We start from the raw sequence: 20,689 nt of genomic DNA, 5'->3' as shown, positions 1-20,689 counted from the left end.
GCCCTCGTCCCGACAGGAGCCCTGTGTCACGCCCCGCGTTCGCGTCGTTCGTCCTCCCGCCCTGGCTCGCCCATGCTCTCCGTGCTCAGCGCGGCCCGGTGCCCTGGATGGCGGTGACGCGTGGGGCGCTGTCCGCCGGTCCGCTTCTGCTCCTGGCCGTCCTGGTCGACCGTGCCTCCCTCGGTGTCGTCGCCGCCGTCGCCGCCATGCTCGCCGGGATCAACGACCGGCCGGGGAGTCGGCGGGCGTCCGTCAGGCGGCTCGGGGTGCCCGCGGTCGCGGGAGCGGGCGGGATGCTCGTCGGGACGTACGCCGGTCACAGCACGGGCGTCTTCGTACTGACCTTGATCCTCACCGGCCTCGGGCTCGTCGCCGGAGGCATCAGTGCCGTCGGCCCCGTCGCCTCCTCCGCGGGTACGCAGCTGCTGGTCGCGGCCGCCATCGGGGCCGGGATGCCGTTGCCCGAGCCGGGGTGGCTGCGGGCCCTTGCCTTCGTCGCCGGAGCGGGGTGGCTGCTCGCGCTGCGGCTGCTCCTTCCCACGCCCGGTGCGATCGTCGGGGACTATCGGTTCGACGGGGAGCGGAAGGCGGTCGCCGCTGTGTACGACGCCGTTGCCGGACTTCTCGAGGCCGTCGGGTCCTCCGCGGCGACCGCCCGTCGCGTCTCCCTCACCGCCGCCCTCGATCATGCGCAGGACGCTCTCGCCGGGCCACGGCTCCGCCGGTACGCCAGTTCCGCGGCCGAGCGGCGGCTGCGGGCGCAGTACGCAGCCGCGCTGCCCCTCGCGGAGGCGGCCACCGCGTTGGCCTGGGGCGGGGAGGGTGTGTCGGCGCGTGCCTCCGAAGGTCCGCGGCGGCTCGCTGCCGCCGTGCGCGGGAACACGCACACCGGGCCGTTGCCCGCGCCCAACCGGTCCGCGCCCGCGCTGCGCGCCCTCGATGACGCCCTCCTGCACGCTGCCGAGGTGTTCGACCAGGGCGAGGGACGCGACCTGCCCACCCGTCGTCGGTCCCCGCGGGCGCTCCTCCGCAGCGTCTTCGGGGCCGGCGGGCGGGAGTACGGGTTGCGCGTCGCTCTGTGCTTCGGGGCCAGCGCCGCCATCGCCCAGGCACTGCATCACGCCCAGTGGTACGGGCAGCACGAGCACTGGTACTGGCTGCCCGCGACCGCCGTCTTCCTCGTCAAGCCCGACCTCGGGCCGCTCGTCTCACGCGTTCTGTGCCGGGCCGCGGGGACGGTCCTCGGGGCTGTCGTCTTCGCCGGGTTCGCCGCGGTGCTGCCCCAGCCCGGAGGGCTCATCGCGCTCGTGGCTCTCAGCGGTGCCCTGATCCCCGTCGCCACGCGGCACTTCGCCGCCCAGACCGCCGTCGTCACCGTCCTCGTCCTCGCCCTGGTGATGGTCGGCGGTGAGCCCCCGGCCTCCTGGAGCCGCATCGGCGAGACACTGCTGGCCTGCGCCATCGTGCTGGTCGTGGGACACCTGCCGATGCCGGGGCAGCGGGGTGGAGGAGTACGGGCCCGGCTGGTGGCGGCGGAGGATGCGGCGCACGCCTATCTGACACACGTCCTGAACGGCTCGGACTCCCGCCCCCTCCGCTGGACCCTCCGCCGCGAGGCCTACCGCACGCTCGCCGAAGCCCGTACCGCCATCGCCCTCGCCGCCGCCGAACTCCCCGCGCTCGCTCGGCACTCGGAAGGGGCCGACGAGATCGTCGTCGTACTCGAACGGATTGTCGACACGACCACCGCGTGCGCCGTGCACCTCGACGACTCCGGCCGGCTCACCGCGCGGCACATCGAACGCCTGGCCGCCCTGCTCGACGAACTCGCCGAGGGCCGCGCGCGCGTGGGGCTGCGGATGCCTGAACTTCCCCTCGCCGTATAGCTCTTGGCCGTATCAGACTTCCCTCGCCGTGCTGGGAGAGCGCGGTGTGCCAGGTGCCGCCCACCATCGCGATCAGGTCCTGTGCGTGAGGGCGGCCGGCTTCGTCTCGTACGAAGCCGCCCCACGACAGGGCCGCGACGGGATGCGCGGTTCGGCTCACTCCCCCAGTTCTCGACTTCGCTCGAACCGGGGGGACCCCCATCCGCACGACACCGTCGTACGTTGGCCCAATGACGCCTTCTCCCGTGGAAGCTGATCTCATCATCACCGGATGCGCCGTCCTCGTGCACGACGATCACGAGCGGATCGGGTTCGAGGAAGACGCCGCCATCGTCGTACGGGACGGTCTCGTCGAGGCGGTCACCGGCGCCGCCGACGCCGGAGGGCTGGCGGCGCGGGAACGGATCGACGCCCGCGGACAGGTCGCGATGCCCGGGCTCGTCAACTGCCACACACACGCCCCGATGGTCGCGCTGCGCGGTGTCGCCGAGGACCTGCCGACCGAGGAGTGGTTCAACGACGTCGTCTGGCCCATCGAGTCCAACCTCACGGAAAAGGACGTGGAGTTGGGGACGCGGCTCGCCTGTGCCGAGATGATCCGCGGCGGTGTCACCTGCTTCGCCGATCACTACTTCGCCATGGACGCGGTCGCCGCCGTGGTCGACGAATGCGGGATGCGGGCGCATCTCGGCGAGGCCTTCTTCTCCTCCCAGGGTCCTCAAGGGCGGGAGAAATCCCTGGAGTTCGCGCTGCGGCACCGGGGAGGCGCGGGCGGCCGTATCACCACCACACTCGCCCCGCACGCCCCCTACACCGTCGACGACGCCGACCTCGCCGCCACCGCCGCGCTCGCCCGCGAGCACGGCCTCCCCGTCCACATCCACGCCGCCGAGAACCGCGACCAGGCTGACACCAGCCTCGCCCGCCACGGCCGTACCCCCATCGACGTCCTCGCCGCGACCGGGCTCCTCGACACCGACCTCCTCATCGCCCACGGCACCGGCATCCTCGACCGCGACCTGCCCGTCCTGGAGCGCGCCGGCGGACGCATCGCCGTCGCCTCCGCACCGCGCGGCTATCTCAAGTTCGCGTGGCCCGACACCACACCCGTGCGCGCGCTGTACGACATCGGCGTCCCCGTCGGGCTCGCCACGGACGGCGCCGCCTCCAACAACTCCCTCGACGTATGGGAGTCGATGGCGCTCACCGCCCTCATCCAGAAGTCGACCCAGGGCGATCCGCGCTGGCTGACGTCCCGGCAAGCCCTGCACCACGCGACCCTGCAGAGCGCACGGGCCGTCGGGCTGGGGGACGAGCTGGGCAGCATTGCACCGGGCCGCCGCGCCGACATCATCCTCGTCGACCTCACCGGCCCGCACACCCAGCCCGTGCACGACCTCGCCGCGACCCTGGTGCACAGCGCGCGGTCCGCCGACGTCCGCACGACGATCGTCGACGGCCGGGTCCTGATGCGTGACCGTGAGCTGCTGACGCTGGATGTGGCCGCGGTGGTGGGGGAGTTGGGGGAGCGGCTGCCGGCACTTCTGGACCGGAGCCATGGGAAGCGCATCCAGGAGTACGACACGTAGCGCTCCGCGGGGGGGTGCCGAGATGGGTCGTGGGTTATCTGCGGCTGTGTTGTGGCTGGTCGCGCAGTTCCCCGCGCCCCTTCGGGCGCTCCCCGGCGGCCTCGTTGAGCAAGGAGCGGGGCGCCGATGCCGTACTACCAAGAAACTTCCTGACGCAGCGATGAGTTCCGCAGTCTCCTCCAGTCACCAACCAGAACGGACCGTCGCACTGGAGGGGTCATGTCGCTTCCGGAGATCGTGTCGCGTGACGCATGGCGTGCGGCACGTGCTGAACTGCTGCTCAAGGAGAAGGCGGCCACGCGCGCGAGGGATGTGCTGAACGCCGAGCGGCGCGGGCTGCCGATGGTCGAGGTCGATACCGAGTACGTGTTCGAGGGCGGCGACGGTAAGGCCACGCTGCTGGACCTTTTCGAGGGGCGGCAGCAACTCGTTGTCTACCACTTCATGTTCGCGCCGGAATGGGACGCGGGCTGTCGCAGCTGCTCCGCGTTCCTGGACCAGATAGGGCATCTCGCGCATCTGCACGCGCGCGGGACGACGTTCGCGGCGGTGTCCCGGGCGCCGTACACGAAGATCCTGCCGTTCAAGGCGCGGATGGGCTGGACGCTGCCCTGGTACTCGTCGTACGGCGGCGACTTCAACCATGACTTCGAGGTGACGTTGGAGCACGAGGGGGAGCTGTCCGAGCGGCCCGGCGTCAGCTGCTTCCTGCGGGACCGTGATCGCGTCTTCCACACCTACTCGACGTATGAACGCGGGCTCGACGGGCTCGGATCGACCACCAGCCTGCTGGATCTGACCGCACTCGGGCGGCAGGAGGAGTGGGAGGAGCCCAAGGGGCGCGCGTCGGCTCTCGGTGCGCCTGCGGGCAGTGAGCGCATTCGGTATCACGATGAGTACGAAGGCTGACGCTCAGAGTGATTGTTTGTCCGAAATGCTGAGAGAGTCCTCACAGCCTGTGGTGGACGAGTGTCAACTACGTCTCAGTACCGTCACTTCGCGAGGCGTTCACCCCGACTTTGGCGTTTAACTCTATGAGTCAGCGCTACATGGAGGTGCAGGGTGAACGGGCGAACGGTGCTCGAGAGCTTTCCCGCAGGTGGGCCGCGAGGCTCCTGGCCGGCGGAGGAGTTCGCGCAGGCGCAGCGTCTGAAGGGCCTGCCCGCGGAAGTCGTGATGGACCTCGCCACGGACTCGTTCCTGGTGATCCTCCGGGGCGGTGACGCCGTCACGGACATCGCGGCGTGATGGCCGGCGCTAGCTCGCCTTCGGCACCGGTGTCGTGAACTGATCCGCCTGGAGCGAGTACAGCTCCGCGTAGACGCCGCCGGTGGCGAGCAGTTCGTCCGGGGTGCCGGACTCCACCAGACGGCCCTGGTCGAGGACGTGCACCAGGTCCGCGTGGCGGACGGATGCCAGGCGGTGCGTGATGAGGATGACCGTCTGGCCGGTGGAGGCCAGGGCGCGGATCTTCTCGAAGACCTCCAGCTCGGCCCGCGCGTCCAGCGCCGCCGTCGGCTCGTCGACGATCAGGATGCTGCCGCGCCGGTAGGCCGCCCGCGCGATGCCGAGCCGCTGCCACTGGCCACCGGACAGCTCGTGACCGCCGCTGAAGGCCCGGGCCAGCAGGGTGTCCAGACCCCGCGGCAGATCGGCGACAACATCCTCGGCGCCCGCCTCGGCCACCGATGCGGCCAGGCGTTCCTCGGTGAGGGGCGCGGAGGAGCGGCCGACGGCGACATTCACGCGGGCCGTGAACGGCCAGCGCTTGAAGTCCTGCGCCACCATCGCGATACGCTCGGCGAGTTGATGCCGGTCCGCGCCCGCCGCGTCGACGCCGTCCCACAGGATCCGGCCCCGGTCCGGCGTGTACAGGCCCGAGAGCAGCTTCACCAGGGTCGTCTTGCCGGAGCCGTTCTCGCCGACGAGTGCCACGATGCGGCCGAGCGGGATGGTCAGCGTGACGTCGTCCAGGGCCGGGCGGGTGGACTCACCCGGGTAGCTGAACGACACGTTCTCGAAGTGGATCTCGCGGGGCGACTCCGGGAGCGCGTCGCCGCCGACCGGGATCGCCCGTTCGGCCGCCTCGACGTACAGGCGTTGCAGATCGCCCACGAACAGCGCCTCCTCGTGGAGCGCGTTGACCTCCAGGACGAGGGTGTCGAGGCTGGAGGAGCCGGTGCGGATCGCGATCACGGCCGTGCCCGCGACGGACAGGGCCATCGCCCCGGCGAGCAGCAGCCCGCCGAGCGTGGCATACGTCGCCACCGTCGCGATGCCTGTCCACGCCGCCGCGAACAGCCCCGTACGGGCCGCCAGCCGCGCCAGCCGGGCCTGTTCCGCCTCCGCCGTCTCCGACATCGCCCGGAAGTGGCGCAGCAGGAACGGGCCGACGCCGTGCAGCCGGATCTCCGGCGCCGCCGCGGGTTCGGTGAGCAGACTGCTGATCAGGTGCCCCGCGCGGGCGTGCTGCACCCAGGTGTGGAAGGACTCGTACCGCCGCCGCGCGTTCGTCAGGGCGCTCCACGCGCTCGGCAGCGTCATCGTCGCCAGGAGCGGGAGCAGCGCCGGATGCAGGACGGTCAGCACACCGGCCGCCGCGATCAGCGAGATCATCGCGTTCACCACGCGGGTGCTGTACGAGATCATGCGCCGGGCCGACTGAGCGCCGTACTGCGCGGTGTCCAGCAGCTTGTGGAACGTATGGTCCTCGATCGCGGCCAGTTCCACGGCCGCCGCCCGTTCCAGATACCGCTCGGTGGCCACGCGCTCCACCTTCGGCTCGAGCCGTCCGGTGGCGTACGTCGACGCCGCCCGCAGCAGCGCCGATACGAACATCACGGCGGCCACCGTGATCAGCGCGGGGGCCGCTCCGCGCAGCCGGTCCTCGATGGCGCCGCCCGCCAGCAGGCGGCCCAGCACGCTGTTGACCGCGAGCAGACTCACCGCCTGCGCCATACCGCGGGCGACCTCGGCCGCCAGCACGGTTCGCGCGGCCCGCCGGTCGGCCTGCCAGGCAAGCCGGAAACTGGAGGCCAGCATGCCGGGCAGCCGCGCCACCATGGCCCGGAAGTTCAGCTCCAGGAACGCGTCACGGTGCTGGTTCCAGCCCATGTCGTAGCGCAACGGGCCGCCGAAGAGCAGCTGCTCGGATTCGGAGACCTCGGATTTCTCCGCGTCGTGTTTCCTGCCGACCACCGTGGACCTCCCCCGATCGTGGACGACGGCCACTATCGCGGGACATATGCCCCAGGGGGAGAGCGCAGACGGGAGAGGCCGAAGCACGCGGGCGTACGCCCTGTGCTTACGCGCTCACCGAACGCGACCAGTCGGGGGTCGTGCCCGTCACCCGGCACAGGGCCAGATAGAGCGGGATCGGCGGGGTGTACGGCACTTCGCCGTCCGGCCGATGGATCAGGTCCGGGGCCTGCGGGGCGTCGGTGATCAGGGCGCCGGTGGCGTAGCGCACGGGGGCCGGCCACTCCAGGGCGTAGTCGGAGTCGGACGGAACGATCCACCACCAGTGCGCGTCGTCGGCGTAGACGCAGCCCACGCGGGGCAGCCGGGGCAGCACCAGCGGGCCGAGGCGGGCCGGCACCGCCACCGCGTCACAGCCGAGGGGGGCGGTCATGCCCTCGGGGACGGGGAGCCGCCGGGGTGCCACGGGGGTGTGCAGTCCGCGGCGTAGGCGGACCACCGTGTCCAGGGTCAGCACCCGGCCGCCGCTGTGACCAGCGCCTACAGTCATTCGGCCCCCGCCCCGTGACTGTCGTGGGCGCGTGCCGCGTGGCCGTGGTGCCGCGACGCTTGGTGGGCGTCGTACTGACTGTGTCCGTCGTACTTGTCACGCGCGTATGTGTCGCGTGCGTGCGTGTCGTGTGCGTGTGTGTCGCGTCCGAAGGGCACGTGGCCGTACGCGCCAGGCGCGCCGGATCCCGCGCCTGGTGCGCCGGCCCCGTACCCGCCGTACGCGTCCCTGTCGTGTTCGTTCGCCGTGCCCGTGCCGCCGGTCGAGCCGCCGGACGGGCCCGGCTTGGGGCGGGCGCCCCAGCCGAGGTCGCCCCGCGGCCTCGGGACGGCCTCGGCGGTCTCGCGCGGCAGCTCCGCCCAGACCAGCAGGCCGGGGCCGTGCTCCTGGGCGCCCCAGGCCCGGCACAGCGCGTCGACGAGGAACAGTCCCCTCCCGTGCTCCTCCTCGGACCGCGCGGCGGCCGGGTGGGGCTCACCCGGAGCGCAGCCCTCGTCGCGCACGGCTATGCGCACGAGATCGGCGCCGTCGTGCAACTCGCACACGATGTGGGTGCTCGCGGTGTGCAGTATCGCGTTGGTGACCAGCTCGGAGACGATCAGCGCCGCCGAGTCGCAGGTGTCCTCGCCCACCGACCAGCCGGTCAGCCGGGCGCGCGTCAGGCGTCTCGCCTGGGCGGGCGAGCCCGGATGTGCGGCCAGCTCGAAGTGGAACCGGCGCTCGGCTGCGGACCCATCAGGGCCTCCTACCGGGGCCGCACCGAGGCCGAAGGGGCCTGCGGCGGCGTCTGTTCCTAAGGGCGCGGACGGAATCACGCTTGCCACTATCGCCCCGCCGTGAACACTTGGCAAGTGCCACTCTGAAAAATGCAGAGTGCTGTGTGACGCGGTGGAATGCCGTGGCACACTGCTCGCAACAGCATGTTGAGCGGCGCCAGTTGAGACCTCGAAGGTTGACCCAGATTTTCGAATAGGTCTTCGAATGGCGCCGCCGGGCTGTCAGGAATCTTTTGTGGAGGTGGAGGGTGAGCGAGCCGCGGTCCGCGCCGACGGTCGGTCAGGTCGTCCTCGGTCGGCGCCTGCTCGACCTGCGCGAACGTGCCGGCCTCAAGCGCGAGGAGGCCGCCCGTATCCTCCGCGTAGCCCCCGCCACCGTGCGCCGCATGGAGATGGCCGAGGTCGGGCTCAAAATCCCGTACCTCCAGCTGCTGTTGAAGTCCTACGGCGTCTCCGAGGAAGAGGCCGACGCCTTTGTGGAGCTGGCCGAGGAGGCCAACAAGCCCGGCTGGTGGCAGCGCTTCCACGACATCCTGCCCGGCTGGTTCTCCATGTACGTCAGCCTGGAGGGCGCGGCCGCCCTGATCCGCAGCTACGAACCGCATTTCGTCCCCGGTCTGCTCCAGACCGAGGAATACGCCCTCGGAGTCCTGAAGTCGGGCGCCATCGGCCAGACCCGGCCCGAGGACATAGAGCGCCATGTCGCGCTGCGCATGCAACGCCAGGATCTGCTCACCCGGCCTGACGCGCCCCGTTTCTGGGCGGTGATGGACGAGACCGCCCTGCGTCGGCCCGTAGCGGGCCCGGAGGTGATGCGTGCTCAGATCGACAAGCTGCTCGAACTCACGAAGCTGCCCAACGTGACGCTGCAGGTCGCCCCGTTCGCCGACGGGCCGCACCCCGGCACGTACGGGCCCTTCGTGCTCTTCCGATTTGCCATGCCCGAACTTCCGGACATGGTCTACAGCGAGTACCTGACCGGCGCCGTCTATCTCGACGCGCGTGAAGAGGTGGCGACTCACCTCGAGGTCATGGACCGCATGGCGGCGCAGGCCGCTACAGCACATCGCACGAAGGAGATCCTCCGGGATCTCCGCAAGGAGCTGTGAATGGATCGCATCAAGCCGCGCCTTCGCGTCTACAACGGCATGCCCGCACGGGACTTGGGCAGCGAAGGCTGGCACAAGCCGTGGAGCGGCGGTAACGGAGGCAACTGCCTGGAGGCGATGAAGCTGGCCGACGGCCGGATCGCCGTACGCCAGTCGACCGATCCCGACGGGCCGGCGCTGATCTACACCACTGACGAGATGACGGCCTTCATAGAAGGAGCGAAGGCGGGGGAGGCGGACTTCCTGCTGTCTTGAATGTCACCTGTGATTGCTTCATCAACTTCCCTAACTTTGGTGCTGACTTGATCACTTTCCGTCTCACACACTTACGGGGTGCCGCATGACCGGGCAGGACACCGGCCGCAACGCCGTGGAGATCGACACCACCAAGCCGCATCCCGCGCGGATGTACGACTGGTATCTCGGCGGCAAGGACAACTACCCGGTCGATGAGGCCATGGGCCGCCAGATGCTCGCCCTCGACCCGAGGGTCCCGGTGATGGCACGGGTCAACCGCGCCTTCATGCACCGGACCACCCGCTGGCTGGCCCAGCACGGTGTACGGCAGTTCCTGGACGTCGGCACCGGTATACCGACCGAGCCGAACCTCCATCAGGTCGCGCAGGACATCGCACCCGACGCGCGCATCGTCTACTGCGACAACGACCCGATCGTCCTCGCCCACGCCGAGGCCCTGCTGCGCGGCACGGACGAGGGGGTGACCGAGTACCTCCAGGGCGACGTCCGCGACCCGGACACGATCATCGAGGGCGCCAGGAAGGTCCTCGACTTCACGCGGCCCGTGGCGCTCTCCCTCGTCGCCCTGCTGCACTTCGTCTCCGACGAGGACGGCGCGCACGAACTGGTCGGACGGCTGCTGTCCGAGCTGCCGTCCGGCAGCTTCCTGACGGTCACGCACGCCACCGCCGACTTCACTCCGGAGGAGTCGAAGGCGGCGGTGGAGAAGATGAAGGCCGCGGGCGTGACGCTGGCCCTGCGCTCCCGCGAGGAGTTCGCCCGCTTCTTCGCCGGCCTCGAACTGGTCGAGCCCGGCGTCGAGTTGCCCCACCATTGGCACCCCGAGCTGGGCGAGCCGGTGCCTGGGCAGGATGACGGGGTCATTCCCGGGTATGGGGCGGTGGGGCGCAAGCCGTGACAGCGGCGGGCGGGTTCGGAACCAGGACGTTCAGAACCACGACGCGATGCGGCGCGGTGCGTCGACCACGCGGCTGACGGCCACGACTGGCAGCGGCGGCTGCTCCGCCTTGTTGGGGCTGAGGTTCAGGCCGTAGTAGATCTGCTCGATCGACGGCGGTCCGACCGCGAGGTTGCGCCGGACCGCCTGCGCCGACGACGCCTCACCGGTCTGCACGAGGTAGGCCGCCGCCATCGTGCCCGTACGGCCGACTCCGGCACCGCAGTGCACGAACACCGGCCCGGACGCGTTCGAGACGATGCTGAACAGGTGCTGCACCTGCTTGGGCGTCGGCGTCTGCCCGTCCCGGATGGGCAGGTGTACGGCCTTCAGCCCGGACTTGCCGGGTTCGGAGAGCTGGGCCGCGCTCAGGTCCTCGGCGCGCAGGTCGACGACCGTGGTGAAGCCCATGCCCGCCAGCGCGCGGTATCCGGCGGGGGAGGGGGCGGCGCCCCGCCACAGCTTGCCGTCGGGGTCGACCGGCTGGAAGTGGTGGACGCCCTGGACGGTGCGGGTTCCCGCGGGCGCCGGGGTCTCGGCCTTCGCCCAGTACGACAGGCCCAGGATGCCTCCCGCCCCGGCGGCCCACAGGACGAGGTAGCCGATGACGATCCCGAGAAGGATCCGCAGTGCGCGCCGTGACAGCGGGCGCTTGCGGGGGGCAGGGCGGGGCAGGGTTGCGGTGATGACAGCCATGGGCGACCCGGGGGACTAGGGGACGAGGGCGTTTCGGCATCGTAACCCCGGGCTCGTGATCATCTGTTCGATATGTCCGTTTTTGTGCTCTATATCTCAGTCATCGTGCATATCGGCGTCGCCGATGCCGACCACTGTGAGGTGGGCTCGGTCGAGCGTCGTGTCCTCCAGGCAGCCGCGCAGCCGCATCCGGTCGTGCTCGCCGAGCGCGGGCCGTACGGCTCCGGCGAACAGTCCGTCGCCCAGGTCACCGAGGGTCGCATGGTGCAGGGGGATGGAGGTCGAGTCCCGGCACCGCTCCCAGAGCTGCTGGGCGGCGAGAGACCGGCGCTCTGCAGTCATGCCTGCGTCGCGCGTGTCGACCTGGAAGAGCACAGAGGTCGCCCTGCCGGTGCGCTCCGGCTCCGCCCGGGTCTGGGTGAGGTCGGCCAGCCCGACGACGAGCGCGGCGATCAGCGCGACGCCGACGACGATGACGGTGGCGATACGCGCCGTGCCCGCCTGTGAGCGCCTCGCGCCCGGCGGCGGCAGATCCTCCAGGTCGTCACCGACCTCCGGGCCGGGCGCGCTGAGGACGGCCGCCCGCCCCGCGAGCCGCCGCTCCGCCGGACGGGACGTCGCCGTCGCCACCCGCTGCACCACCCAGGCGAGCCCGGTCAGCGCGACACCGGCGACCATGAGGACCGGCACGAAGACGTACGTCCGCTCGGCGGGGTCGTCCAGCCAGCGGAACCGGCCGTTGCTCTCCGGCTCGGGCGCGCCGGCGCGCAGCCGGGTCAGCACGTCCTCCTGCCGCGCGGTCAGCTCCCGCTGCCGCCGGTCGGTGTCACGTACCCGCTCCTCGATCCGGGCCAGCCGCCCCAGCATCACGATGCCGAGCAGCATGACCTCGACGATCAGCAGCAGCACCCCGCACAGGATGGCGCGCTGCCACTGCCACCGGTACAGGTACACGACCAGGTAGGTCCCGGCTCCCGCGGCGGCCAGGGCCCCGAAGACGAACGCGATCCGCCTCATGGCCCCTCCCAGGTGTCGACGCCTCCGGTCGTCCCGTCGACGGTGAGGCGGGTGCCGGGAGGGAAGCGGCGTACGGCGTCGGTGGCGCCGACCACCGCGGGCAGCCCCAGCTCACGGGCCAGCACCGCGAGATGCGACAGGGGGCTGCCGGTCTGCGCGACCAGTCCGGTGAGGCGGGGCAGCAGCGGGGCGAGCGCGGGGTCCAGCGTCCGTACGACGAGCACCGCGTCCGGCGGCCGGGTGCCGGTCCCGTCCCAGACCGTGCCGACCGCACGCCCCGCGGACACGCCCCGTGCGCCGTCCTCGCCACGGCGCCGGCCGCTCCGCTCGGCGACGACCACGCCGCCGTCCGCGAGCCGGAACGCGTCCGGCAGCGGGGGCGACTGGGCTTGCGGCACCCGGTCGTGCAGATCGGCCGGGAGCGCGGCCCCGTCGAGGGCGGCGGTCAGCTCCGGCCAGCGGAGCAGCCCGACGCGCTCCACGTCCAGGCCGAGTCGCCGGGCCGCTTCGCGGACCAGGCGGACCTGGAGCTCCTGTACCCAGCGGATACGGAGGCGTAGGGCTTCGCGGGGTGGGAGGTGGGGGGTTGCTGGGCGGGTGGTTTCGGGTGCGGGGTGACCGTTGGCTGTCACGCGGCTGTCGGCTGTCGTGTACGCGTTGATCCCCGAGCCCGCCGGCCCCACCTGACCCGGGAGTCGGATGTTCCCCCGCAGACTCGGCGCCGTCAGCGCCAGTACCACCGGATCCGTCGCGGCGACGCGGTCGTCCGGCACGCCTCGGGCGCGGGCCGCCGCGAGGGCGGTCAGGGCCGCGCCCGCCGCCGTGCGGGCCTTGGCCTGTTCGGGCAGGAGGGCGCCCGAGAGGGCTTCCTGGGCGTGCAGGGAGACCAGGACCGCGCGGGTCCAGCGGAGCTCGGCCGTGAGGTCGGGCGTGGGCAGCGCGGCGGGTGGCGGGAGCTGGGTGAGATGGCGGTCGACGTCGGCCGTCAGGTCGGTCGCCAGGCCGGGCAGCGCCGGCGTGAGGCGGCCCACCCGCCAGGCGGCGCCGAGCCTGCGCGCCCCCGGTGCCGGGTTGAGCAGCGCGAGCCACCGGTGCCTCGGCGGAACCGCGCCGAGCAGCCGCAGGTCGGCGGCGGCACGTCCGCCCGCCGTGGTGACCACCGGCGTGGTCCGCAGCAGCCGGCGCGGCGCGCTGCCCCCGATGTCGAGCGCGGCGGCGAGCCCGCGGGACATGGGCGCCACCCACAAGTCCTCCTCCAGTGGCTCCAACTGACCGGGCAACGTCTCCGCGACCGGCCCGGGCCCGAGCAGCCGTGCCCCGCGCGCGGGGCGTGGCGCCATCGCCGTGATCGGCCGGCTCTGGAACAGCCACAGCCGCCCGTCCTCGTCGAACCCGAACTCGATGTCCTGCGGCCCGCCGAACACCTGCCGTGCCTGCCGCGCGAGACGCGCCAGCCGGAACAACTCGGTCCGGGTGAGCGGCGAACCGCCCTCCGGCGCCTGGGCGCGCCGTACCCGTCCGCTCCTGCTCAGCCAGTGATCGGTACCCGTCTGCGCCCCGCTGACCAGGCTGTCCGGGCCGCCGCGCACCGCGCTCACCAGCATGCGGTCGGCCCGCCCCTCGACCGGGTCGGAACCGAACACCACCCCGCCGACCCGGGCCGTCAGCATGGGTTGCACCAGCACCGCCATGGGCGCCGTGGACCCGTCCGGCCGGTGCGCCGAATCGAGCACGGTCTGTACGGCCGTACGGAAGTCCCGCCAGCCGCGTACGTCGAGTACGGAGTCGAACTGGCCCGCAAGGGACGACTCCTCGGTGTCCTCCTGCGGAGAGGAGGACCGTACGACCAGGGGGCGCGTGCCGCCGTACGAGAGCCTCTGCCAGGCCTCTCGCAGGGCTACCGGGTCGTCGCCCGCCCTGCTGGGAATCACGAATCCGGGGAGTACCGGCAGGCCGGCGCGGGCCGCGCGGGCCAGGTTCGCAGCTTTGGAACCCGTGAGCCGGGGGAGTGCGGCGGTGGGCTGCTCCAGGGCGATCACGGCCGGGCCGTAGGCCTCGACGGGGCTCAGGGCCACCTCACCCCGGGGCTCTTCCCTGCCCCGCGCACCATCTCCGTGACGTTCGTCGATCGTCGTCATCGAACACCCTCCAGGACCGGCCGCCAACAGGGGGGACGCGCTGGGGTGGCCCTGCGCCTGACGGCGGAACGAAGGATGGGGCGGGTCCCTGTCGGGGCCGGACCGAGATCCGGTGACGGCAACGACGCGCCTCCTGGGATCAAGGATCCCACTTCTGTTGTCCAACATGACAGGCTTGGGTCATATTCCGGTCATATGGGAATTCGGTGACAGGATTCCGCGACCGGCTCAGCCCGGCGACGGCAGTTCAGTCCGCCGACGGCAGTACGCCGCACAGCGCGTCCAGCGCCGCCCCGTACGCGTGCTCCGAGGGCGTCGCGTAGCCCACGACGAGTCCGTCGGCGGCCGGCATGTCCGTCTCCGGGTGCCGGAACTCGGCGAGTCCGTCGAGCGCGACGCCTTGCCAGGTGGCGGCCTTGACGGCGGACCGCTCGGTGCCGGGCGGCAGTCTGAGCACGGCGTGCAGTCCGGCCGCCACACCCGTGACCTCGATGTGCGGCGCGTGCTCGGCCAGCGCCGCGACGAGCCGGTCACGGCGGCTCCGGTACCGCTGCCGCATACGCCGCACATGACGGTCGTACGACCCGGAGACGATGAAGTCGGCCAGGCTCAGCTGGTCGAGAACGCTCACCCACCCCTCCCGCTCGCCCTTGGCCTCGAGGACGGCGCCCACGTACCGCTCCGGAAGCACCATCCAGCCCAGCCGCAGCGCGGGCGACAGGCTCTTGCTGACCGAGCCGATGTGGATCACCCGCTCGGGGTCGAGGCCCTGGACGGCGCCGACGGGCTTGCGGTCGTAGCGGAACTCCCCGTCGTAGTCGTCCTCCAGAACCACCCCGCCACGCGCGCGTGCCCAGTCGACGGCGGCGGCCCGTCGCTCGGCGTGCAGCGGTCCGCCGGTGGGGAACTGATGCGCGGGCGTCAGCAGGACCGCGCGCTCGCGCGCCAGCAGGTCGACGCGGGCGCCGTCGTCGTCCAGGGGAAGCGGCACGGTCCGGGCCCCCGCCGCCTGGAGCAGTTCCCGGTGGAAGGCCAGTCCGTACGCCTCCACCGCCACCGGTCCGCGCAGCACGCCGCCCCCGAAGAGCAGCCGGAGGGCGTGCGCGAAACCGGAGCAGACGACGATCCGGCCCGGCTCGGTGCGTACGCCACGCGCGCGTGCCAGATATTCGGCGAGCGCCTCGCGCAGCTCGCGCCGCCCGGCCGGATCACCGGGCCCGAACACCTCGTTCGGCGCCTGCTGGAGAGCCCGCCGGTAGGACGCCAGCCAGGCCGCGCGCGGGAACGCCGACGCGTCCGGGGTGCCCTGTCTGAGGTCGTGCCGTGGCCCACGCGCGCGTGGAGGTGCCTTTATGGGCACCCGCTCGGCGTGTCGCAGGGGCTCGGCCCGGTCGGCGACCCGCGTGCCCGAGCCCTGACGGGCGGTGAGCCAGCCCTCCGCGACGAGTTCCGCGTACGCGTCGGCCACCGTGTTGCGGGCCACGCCGAGATCGGCGGCGAGCGAACGGTACGGCGGCAGCCGGGTGCCCGGAGCGAGCCGCCCACCGCGCACGGCGTCACGCAGCGCCCGGATCAGCGCGGCCCGCCGCCCACCCGGCCCCGACAGCTCCAGATGCAGGTCGGCACCGATGCGCTCCGCGGAATTGACCCACGATTCCGTCATGAAAATGCACCCTACAGCCGGTCTTTCGGCTCAATAGATTGATGCGCATGACGACGAACACGACGACAACCCGCATTAACTTCGCGAAGACCGCCCCGAAGGTGTTCCGCGCCCTCATCGGCTTCGACGCCGCCGCCCGCGAGGGCCTTGACCCGGCCCTCGTCGAGCTCATCCAGATCCGCGCCTCGCACCTCAACCACTGCGCCTACTGCCTCCACATGCATACCAACGACGCCCGCAAGGCCGGCGAGAGCGAGGACCGGCTCCACATGGTCCCGGTCTGGCGCGAGGCCCGGCACTTCTTCACCCCACAGGAACAAGCCGCCCTCGCCCTCACCGAAGCGGTCACCCTGATCGCCGACGGAGGCGTCCCGGACGACGTCTACGCGGAGGCAGCCGCCCACTTCGACGACGGGGAACTCGCCCACGTCCTCGCCCTGATCTTCACGATCAACACGTGGAACCGGGTGGCCCTGTCGACGGGGAAGGTGGCGGGCACGGACGAACGCTGAACCGCACCCATGGCCCCGTGGCACCCGTGGCCCTTGTGCCCAGCGCCTACACAGCCATCGGCCGGTCATACGGCCCGATCGGCGCCGGCAGCCGCGAACTCCCCGTCAGATGACGGTCGACGGCCGCCGCCACCGCCCGCCCCTCCGCGATCGCCCACACGATCAGCGACTGGCCCCGCGCGGCGTCGCCGGCGACGAACACGCCGGGGACGTTCGTGGCGAAGCCGGCATCCCGCGCGACCGTGCCCCGGGCCTCCATCGTCAGCCCCAACTGGTCGACGAGCCCGTCCCCACGGTCGGGTCCGGAGAACCCGAGGGCCAGCAGCACAAGGTCGGCGGGCAGCCTGCGCCCGGTGCCCGGCACCGGCCGCCGCCCCGCGTCCACTTCGACCAGGTGCAGTGACCGCACATGCCCACTCTCGTCGCCGGTGAAGCGGAGCGTGGACGCCGCGAACAGCCGCGCGTCCGCATCCGCCGCCGGCGCCGTCCGCAGCTCACCGGCCTCCTCGTGCGCGGCCGACAGCCGGTAGATCTTCGGATACGTGGGCCAGGGCTCGACATCGTCGTCCCGTTCCGCGCCCGGCTGGGTGTAGATGTCCAACTGCGTGACGGACGCGGCGCCTTCCCGCACCGCCGTGCCCAGACAGTCCGCCCCGGTGTCCCCGCCACCGACGATGACGACATGCTTCCCGGCCGCCGACATCGGCGAGGACTCCAGATCGCCCTCGCACACCCGGTTGGCCAGCGGCAGATACTCCATGGCCTGCTGTACTCCGGCCAACTCCCGTCCTGGTACGGCAAGTTCACGCCACGCGGTCGCTCCCGTGGCGATCACGACGGCGTCGTACCGCGCCCGCAGCTCCGCGGCGCCGACGTCCCGCCCCACCGCCGTCGACGTACGGAACTTCGTGCCCTCGGCCCGCATCTGCTCCAGCCGCCGCTCCAGATGCCGTTTCTCCATCTTGAACTCGGGGATGCCGTACCGCATCAGCCCGCCCAGCCGGTCGTCCTTCTCGTACACGACGACCGTGTGGCCCGCCCGCGTCAACTGCTGTGCGGCGGCGAGCCCGGTGGGCCCCGAGCCGATCACCGCGACCGTCCGCCCGGAGAGCCGGTCCGGCGGCTGCGGCGGCGCGAACCCCTCCTCCCAGGCCCGGTCGGCGATGGCGCACTCGACGTTCTTGATCGTGACCGCGGGCTGGTTGATGGCCAGCACACAGCCCGCCTCGCAGGGCGCCGGGCACAACCGGCCGGTGAACTCGGGGAAGTTGTTGGTGGCGTGCAGCCGGTCGGCGGCCGCCCGCCAGTCCTCGCGGGAGACGAGGTCGTTCCACTCCGGGATCAGATTGCCCAGCGGACACGCCTCGTGGCAGAACGGGATCCCGCAGTCCATACAGCGGTCGGCCTGCTTGCTGATGATGGGCAGCAACGCCCCGGGGACATATACCTCGTCCCAGTCCCGGACCCGCTCCTCGACGGGCCGGCGGGGCCATTCCTCGCGAGGCGTGGTCAGGAAACCCTTCGGATCGGCCATGGCCGTCTTCCTCAGATACGCGTGTGACAGGCCGTGCGTCATCGGGCGGCACTCTTCCGGCCACAATACGTCCCTCCCGCCACGCCCGCAGAGTGCCGGACAGCGCTTTCTCCTGAGTTTTCCCGCGCTGAGGCACGGGCACCCTCAAGCGATGGCCAGCACATACGCCACCGCCGCGCCGGCCGACGCGACCATGCGGACGTGATTCCAGACCGTCCACTCGCGCACATACGTCGGCCAGTACGCGGCAGCCTCCGGAGTGCCGGCGTCCAGCTTCATCAACGCCTCGTTGCGCGGCACGTTCGCGAACATCGTCAGCCCGAACGATCCGAACAGATACAGCGCACTGCCGACCAGCAACTCCACGGTGCCCTCGTCCGGCCACAGCACGAACGTCACCACCGCGATCACCGCGCACAGCACCGCGGAGCCGACGAACACCAGCATGAAGGCCGGGCGCAGCGCGGTCACGTTGATCGCCTTCATCGCGGCGACTCCCTGCGCGGGCGGCAGCGCGGCCAGTCCCTGCATCACAAAGGTCGAGAACGCGCAGAAGACCCCGGCCACCAGCCCGGTGCCCACCACACCCAGCACCGTGAGCACGAAGTACGGCCCGTCGATCGTCATCTCAACACCCACTCCCACGTCGGCCGAGACCTGCCCGGCACCTTCCGTCACCACAAGTGAAATCCCGTACGAGATCAGTGACCATGGCCCATCCGCGCGACGACATACGCGAGAGTCCAGAGCCAGGCACTCACTCGGAGCAGTCGGCCGACCTCAGACCACCCCCACCGCTCGCCAAGCCCCCAGCCGCGCCTCCGCATCCGCCGCGATCCGCCGCCGCGCCTCATGCCGCGGAACCCCGCTCATCAGCAGTTGGTCGTACGGCGTGTCCACATGCCGCACCGACGCCACGACCGCCGATGTCACCGCCCCCTCGGACAGCGCCCGCCCCGCCGCGCTCCGCCCCACGCGCCCACTGCCCCGCACGGACGCATGCGCCGCGATCTCCCACGCCCGCTCCCGCGGGCAGCCGGGAAACAGCCGCCGTATCTCGCCCGCGAACGCCTCCGTGAACCGCAGATCCTCCGCCGCCCGCCGCGCGGCGTCCCGCAGCCGGCGCCGCCGCCGTGCCTCCGCGTCCACGAGACACCGCTGCTCCGCCCGCGCGAGCGCCGCCTCCTCGACCAGCACGCCCTGCCGCTCATACCGACTCTGGCGCCGGTTGAACCGCACGACCACCGCCGACAACCCACTCTCCTCCCGCGACCTGCGCGTCAACGCCGTGTCACCCCTCGGCAGAAAGACCAGATGCCCGAGGTCGGCACAGTCGAGACACCGCGGCGCGCCCTCCTCCATGACGAGCATCGGCAGCGGCCCGCGATGGCATGCGGAGCAGTTCCGTCTCTTGATCGGCTGGAAGACCAGAAGTCCGGTGCGGTGCACGGACGTTGCGAGGGGTGCCATACGCGCTTCCTTCCCGCCGGTGCCCCGCGATCCACGCCGGTTTCCCGCCCCCGGTCACCGCCGACCGGGGACGGGCGCATCATGGGCGTGTGCGACTCGAAGCGATCACCTGGGAGCGGCTGGGCGATCTCCTGGCCGAGCGGCTGCTCGATCTGAAGACGGCCGACGGCAGCCCGTGGCCCCGCATCGCCTTCGACGGCGCCCCGGCCGCCCGCCCGGGAGACCTGGCCGAACGCGTCTGTGAAGCACTGCGCCTACGCGGCCGCCCCTCACTCGTCGTGGGCATGGAGGGCTTTCTGCGCCCCGCCTCCGTGCGTCTGGAATATGGCCACCGGGACGTCGAGGCCTACTACAACGGCTGGTTCGACACCGGCGCCGTATGGCGCGAGGTCTTCGGCCCCCTCGAACCCTCCGGCGACGGCCGCGTCCTGCCCGACCTGTGGGACCCGGCCACCGACCGCGCCACCCGCAGTCCCCACGTCCAACTCCCGCCCGGCGGCGTCCTGTTGCTCCACGGTCCCCTCCTGCTGCGCCACTGGTTCCCCTTCGACCTGTCCGTCCACGTCCGTCTCACGTCCGGCGCCCTCCGCCGCCGCACTCCCGAAGCCGAGCAGTGGACCCTCCCCGCCTTCGAGCGCTACGACGACGAGACCGACCCCGCCGCCACGGCCGACGTCCTGGTCCGCGCCGACGACCCCCGGCATCCGGCCTGGAGCGGCTGACCGGGCACACATCTCGCTTGTATGCGCGAAGCCCTCGGTTTCATGGGTGAAGGGCTTGTCCGGCGCCCGCCTCCCGCGCTCGAACGTCATCCCGACGCTCCGGGTGCATCCGCCCGGCGACACGGCGAGAATGAGGGGCGCCGGGACTAGCGGTGCGTTCCGCGCCGCGCCGGCCGTCCGGCATCGGGAGGTACGCCCATGACCACCGCCGGAGACATCATGCACCGTGGCGCCCAGTGGATCCCGGCCCACGAGACCCTCGACCGCGCCGCCCAGCTGATGCGCGAGCTCAACGTCGGAGCCCTGCCCATCGGCGACTCGAACGACCGGCTCTGCGGCATCCTCACCGACCGCGACATCGTCGTCGGATGCGTGGCCATGGGCCGCGACCCGGCCAAGGTCACCGCCGGTGAGATGGCCCAGGGCACCCCGCGCTGGATCGCGGCGAACGCCGATGTCAGCGACGTACTCCACGAGATGCAGGAGCACCAGATCCGCCGGCTCCCCGTCATCGAGAACAAGCGCCTGGTCGGCATGATCAGCGAGGCCGATCTGGCCCAGCATCTGACGGAGGACCAGATCGCCACCTGGGCCGAGTCCGTCTACGCGAGGACGACCCCCACACGCTGACCCG

General features: G+C 71.7%; 19 protein-coding genes and 1 pseudogene. 10 read left to right on the top strand and 10 right to left on the bottom strand.

Going from position 1 to position 20,689, the window contains the following annotated elements:
- The first annotated feature begins 23 nt into the window (after positions 1 to 23).
- The 4 genes from KCH48_RS19990 to KCH48_RS19975 all read left to right on the top strand — a co-directional run bounded on the left by KCH48_RS19990 (position 24) and on the right by KCH48_RS19975 (position 4,723).
- Complete coding sequence (locus KCH48_RS19990) at positions 24 to 1,886, top strand: FUSC family protein (protein WP_210575917.1); 1,863 nt, start codon at positions 24 to 26, stop codon at positions 1,884 to 1,886.
- 230 nt (positions 1,887 to 2,116) lie between these two features.
- Positions 2,117 to 3,475: an amidohydrolase gene (locus KCH48_RS19985; RefSeq protein ID WP_210575915.1), complete on the top strand. Its 1,359-nt coding sequence runs from the start codon at positions 2,117 to 2,119 to the stop codon at positions 3,473 to 3,475.
- 219 nt (positions 3,476 to 3,694) lie between these two features.
- Positions 3,695 to 4,384, top strand: coding sequence for a DUF899 domain-containing protein (locus KCH48_RS19980; protein ID WP_210575913.1), 690 nt, complete (start codon positions 3,695 to 3,697; stop codon positions 4,382 to 4,384).
- Between the two features lie 153 nt (positions 4,385 to 4,537).
- On the top strand, positions 4,538 to 4,723 hold the full coding sequence (locus tag KCH48_RS19975; protein ID WP_210575910.1) for a hypothetical protein: 186 nt from the start codon (positions 4,538 to 4,540) through the stop codon (positions 4,721 to 4,723).
- Positions 4,724 to 4,732: 9 nt separating this feature from the next.
- Here KCH48_RS19975 and KCH48_RS19970 read toward each other — a convergent pair whose 3' ends face one another.
- The 3 genes and pseudogenes from KCH48_RS19970 to KCH48_RS42300 all read right to left on the bottom strand — a co-directional run.
- Positions 4,733 to 6,589: an ABC transporter ATP-binding protein gene (locus KCH48_RS19970; RefSeq protein ID WP_246885592.1), complete on the bottom strand. Its 1,857-nt coding sequence runs from the start codon at positions 6,587 to 6,589 to the stop codon at positions 4,733 to 4,735.
- Positions 6,590 to 6,779: 190 nt separating this feature from the next.
- Positions 6,780 to 7,223 carry a hypothetical protein gene (locus tag KCH48_RS19965; RefSeq protein ID WP_210575906.1) on the bottom strand — a complete coding sequence of 148 codons (444 nt, stop codon included), beginning with the start codon at positions 7,221 to 7,223 and terminating at the stop codon, positions 6,780 to 6,782.
- 221 nt (positions 7,224 to 7,444) lie between these two features.
- A pseudogene (locus KCH48_RS42300) lies at positions 7,445 to 8,074 on the bottom strand (ATP-binding protein); the annotation flags it as partial.
- A gap of 173 nt (positions 8,075 to 8,247) precedes the next feature.
- Here KCH48_RS42300 and KCH48_RS19955 point away from each other — a divergent pair.
- The 3 genes from KCH48_RS19955 (at position 8,248) to KCH48_RS19945 (ending at position 10,264) form a co-directional block, all read left to right on the top strand.
- Entirely contained in the window at positions 8,248 to 9,108 is an 861-nt protein-coding gene (locus KCH48_RS19955) for a helix-turn-helix transcriptional regulator (RefSeq protein WP_210575904.1), read from the top strand.
- Positions 9,109 to 9,363: a DUF397 domain-containing protein gene (locus KCH48_RS19950; RefSeq protein ID WP_210575902.1), complete on the top strand. Its 255-nt coding sequence runs from the start codon at positions 9,109 to 9,111 to the stop codon at positions 9,361 to 9,363.
- A gap of 85 nt (positions 9,364 to 9,448) precedes the next feature.
- Positions 9,449 to 10,264, top strand: coding sequence for an SAM-dependent methyltransferase (locus tag KCH48_RS19945; RefSeq protein WP_210575900.1), 816 nt, complete (start codon positions 9,449 to 9,451; stop codon positions 10,262 to 10,264).
- Positions 10,265 to 10,294: 30 nt separating this feature from the next.
- On the opposite strand, the gene KCH48_RS19940 is transcribed toward KCH48_RS19945, so the two are convergent.
- The 4 genes from KCH48_RS19940 to KCH48_RS19925 all read right to left on the bottom strand — a co-directional run bounded on the left by KCH48_RS19940 (position 10,295) and on the right by KCH48_RS19925 (position 15,817).
- Positions 10,295 to 10,999 carry a dual specificity protein phosphatase family protein gene (locus KCH48_RS19940; protein ID WP_210575899.1) on the bottom strand — a complete coding sequence of 235 codons (705 nt, stop codon included), beginning with the start codon at positions 10,997 to 10,999 and terminating at the stop codon, positions 10,295 to 10,297.
- 96 nt (positions 11,000 to 11,095) lie between these two features.
- Complete coding sequence (locus KCH48_RS19935; protein ID WP_210575897.1) at positions 11,096 to 12,016, bottom strand: hypothetical protein; 921 nt, start codon at positions 12,014 to 12,016, stop codon at positions 11,096 to 11,098.
- Complete coding sequence (locus KCH48_RS19930) at positions 12,013 to 14,154, bottom strand: PEP/pyruvate-binding domain-containing protein (RefSeq protein WP_210575895.1); 2,142 nt, start codon at positions 14,152 to 14,154, stop codon at positions 12,013 to 12,015. The genes KCH48_RS19935 and KCH48_RS19930 overlap by 4 nt, the downstream gene beginning before the upstream one ends.
- 247 nt (positions 14,155 to 14,401) lie before the next feature.
- On the bottom strand, positions 14,402 to 15,817 hold the full coding sequence (locus KCH48_RS19925; protein ID WP_210575893.1) for a PLP-dependent aminotransferase family protein: 1,416 nt from the start codon (positions 15,815 to 15,817) through the stop codon (positions 14,402 to 14,404).
- Positions 15,818 to 15,864: 47 nt separating this feature from the next.
- Here KCH48_RS19925 and KCH48_RS19920 point away from each other — a divergent pair, with 47 nt between their 5' ends.
- Positions 15,865 to 16,329: a carboxymuconolactone decarboxylase family protein gene (locus tag KCH48_RS19920; protein WP_246885544.1), complete on the top strand. Its 465-nt coding sequence runs from the start codon at positions 15,865 to 15,867 to the stop codon at positions 16,327 to 16,329.
- 46 nt (positions 16,330 to 16,375) lie between these two features.
- Here the strand turns inward: KCH48_RS19920 and KCH48_RS19915 are convergent, their stop codons facing one another.
- The 3 genes from KCH48_RS19915 to KCH48_RS19905 form a co-directional block, all read right to left on the bottom strand.
- A complete protein-coding gene (locus KCH48_RS19915; RefSeq protein ID WP_210575887.1) occupies positions 16,376 to 17,863 on the bottom strand; it encodes a glutamate synthase subunit beta in 1,488 nt (495 codons plus the stop codon).
- Positions 17,864 to 18,007: 144 nt separating this feature from the next.
- Complete coding sequence (locus tag KCH48_RS19910; RefSeq protein WP_210575884.1) at positions 18,008 to 18,490, bottom strand: DUF1772 domain-containing protein; 483 nt, start codon at positions 18,488 to 18,490, stop codon at positions 18,008 to 18,010.
- Positions 18,491 to 18,643: 153 nt separating this feature from the next.
- Positions 18,644 to 19,333, bottom strand: coding sequence for a DUF2293 domain-containing protein (locus KCH48_RS19905; protein ID WP_210575881.1), 690 nt, complete (start codon positions 19,331 to 19,333; stop codon positions 18,644 to 18,646).
- 89 nt (positions 19,334 to 19,422) lie between these two features.
- Between KCH48_RS19905 and KCH48_RS19900 the strand changes: the two genes are divergently transcribed.
- Both KCH48_RS19900 and KCH48_RS19895 read left to right on the top strand, forming a co-directional pair.
- On the top strand, positions 19,423 to 20,055 hold the full coding sequence (locus KCH48_RS19900) for a uridine kinase (RefSeq protein ID WP_210575878.1): 633 nt from the start codon (positions 19,423 to 19,425) through the stop codon (positions 20,053 to 20,055).
- A gap of 198 nt (positions 20,056 to 20,253) precedes the next feature.
- Complete coding sequence (locus tag KCH48_RS19895; protein ID WP_210575877.1) at positions 20,254 to 20,685, top strand: CBS domain-containing protein; 432 nt, start codon at positions 20,254 to 20,256, stop codon at positions 20,683 to 20,685.
- Positions 20,686 to 20,689: the final 4 nt, after the last annotated feature.

Origin of the sequence: Streptomyces sp. GESEQ-4 (assembly GCF_017948455.1) — a bacterium.
GTDB lineage: Bacteria > Actinomycetota > Actinomycetes > Streptomycetales > Streptomycetaceae > Streptomyces.
This window is presented reverse-complemented; position numbering and strand designations above follow the sequence as displayed.

Excerpts from the sequence above, each read along its gene's own strand:
- KCH48_RS19895 (WP_210575877.1), top strand. The coding sequence starts at position 20,254 with ATGACCACCGCCGGAGACATCATGCACCGTGGCGCCCAGTGGATCCCG.
- KCH48_RS19965 (WP_210575906.1), bottom strand. The coding sequence starts at position 7,223 with ATGACTGTAGGCGCTGGTCACAGCGGCGGCCGGGTGCTGACCCTGGAC.
- KCH48_RS19925 (WP_210575893.1), bottom strand. The coding sequence starts at position 15,817 with ATGACGGAATCGTGGGTCAATTCCGCGGAGCGCATCGGTGCCGACCTG.
- KCH48_RS19935 (WP_210575897.1), bottom strand. The coding sequence starts at position 12,016 with ATGAGGCGGATCGCGTTCGTCTTCGGGGCCCTGGCCGCCGCGGGAGCC.
- KCH48_RS19930 (WP_210575895.1), bottom strand. The coding sequence starts at position 14,154 with ATGACGACGATCGACGAACGTCACGGAGATGGTGCGCGGGGCAGGGAA.
- KCH48_RS19915 (WP_210575887.1), bottom strand. The coding sequence starts at position 17,863 with ATGGCCGATCCGAAGGGTTTCCTGACCACGCCTCGCGAGGAATGGCCC.
- KCH48_RS19980 (WP_210575913.1), top strand. The coding sequence starts at position 3,695 with ATGTCGCTTCCGGAGATCGTGTCGCGTGACGCATGGCGTGCGGCACGT.
- KCH48_RS19970 (WP_246885592.1), bottom strand. The coding sequence starts at position 6,589 with ATGGGCTGGAACCAGCACCGTGACGCGTTCCTGGAGCTGAACTTCCGG.
- KCH48_RS19910 (WP_210575884.1), bottom strand. The coding sequence starts at position 18,490 with ATGACGATCGACGGGCCGTACTTCGTGCTCACGGTGCTGGGTGTGGTG.
- KCH48_RS19905 (WP_210575881.1), bottom strand. The coding sequence starts at position 19,333 with ATGGCACCCCTCGCAACGTCCGTGCACCGCACCGGACTTCTGGTCTTC.
- KCH48_RS19920 (WP_246885544.1), top strand. The coding sequence starts at position 15,865 with ATGACGACGAACACGACGACAACCCGCATTAACTTCGCGAAGACCGCC.
- KCH48_RS19985 (WP_210575915.1), top strand. The coding sequence starts at position 2,117 with ATGACGCCTTCTCCCGTGGAAGCTGATCTCATCATCACCGGATGCGCC.
- KCH48_RS19950 (WP_210575902.1), top strand. The coding sequence starts at position 9,109 with ATGGATCGCATCAAGCCGCGCCTTCGCGTCTACAACGGCATGCCCGCA.
- KCH48_RS19940 (WP_210575899.1), bottom strand. The coding sequence starts at position 10,999 with ATGGCTGTCATCACCGCAACCCTGCCCCGCCCTGCCCCCCGCAAGCGC.
- KCH48_RS19945 (WP_210575900.1), top strand. The coding sequence starts at position 9,449 with ATGACCGGGCAGGACACCGGCCGCAACGCCGTGGAGATCGACACCACC.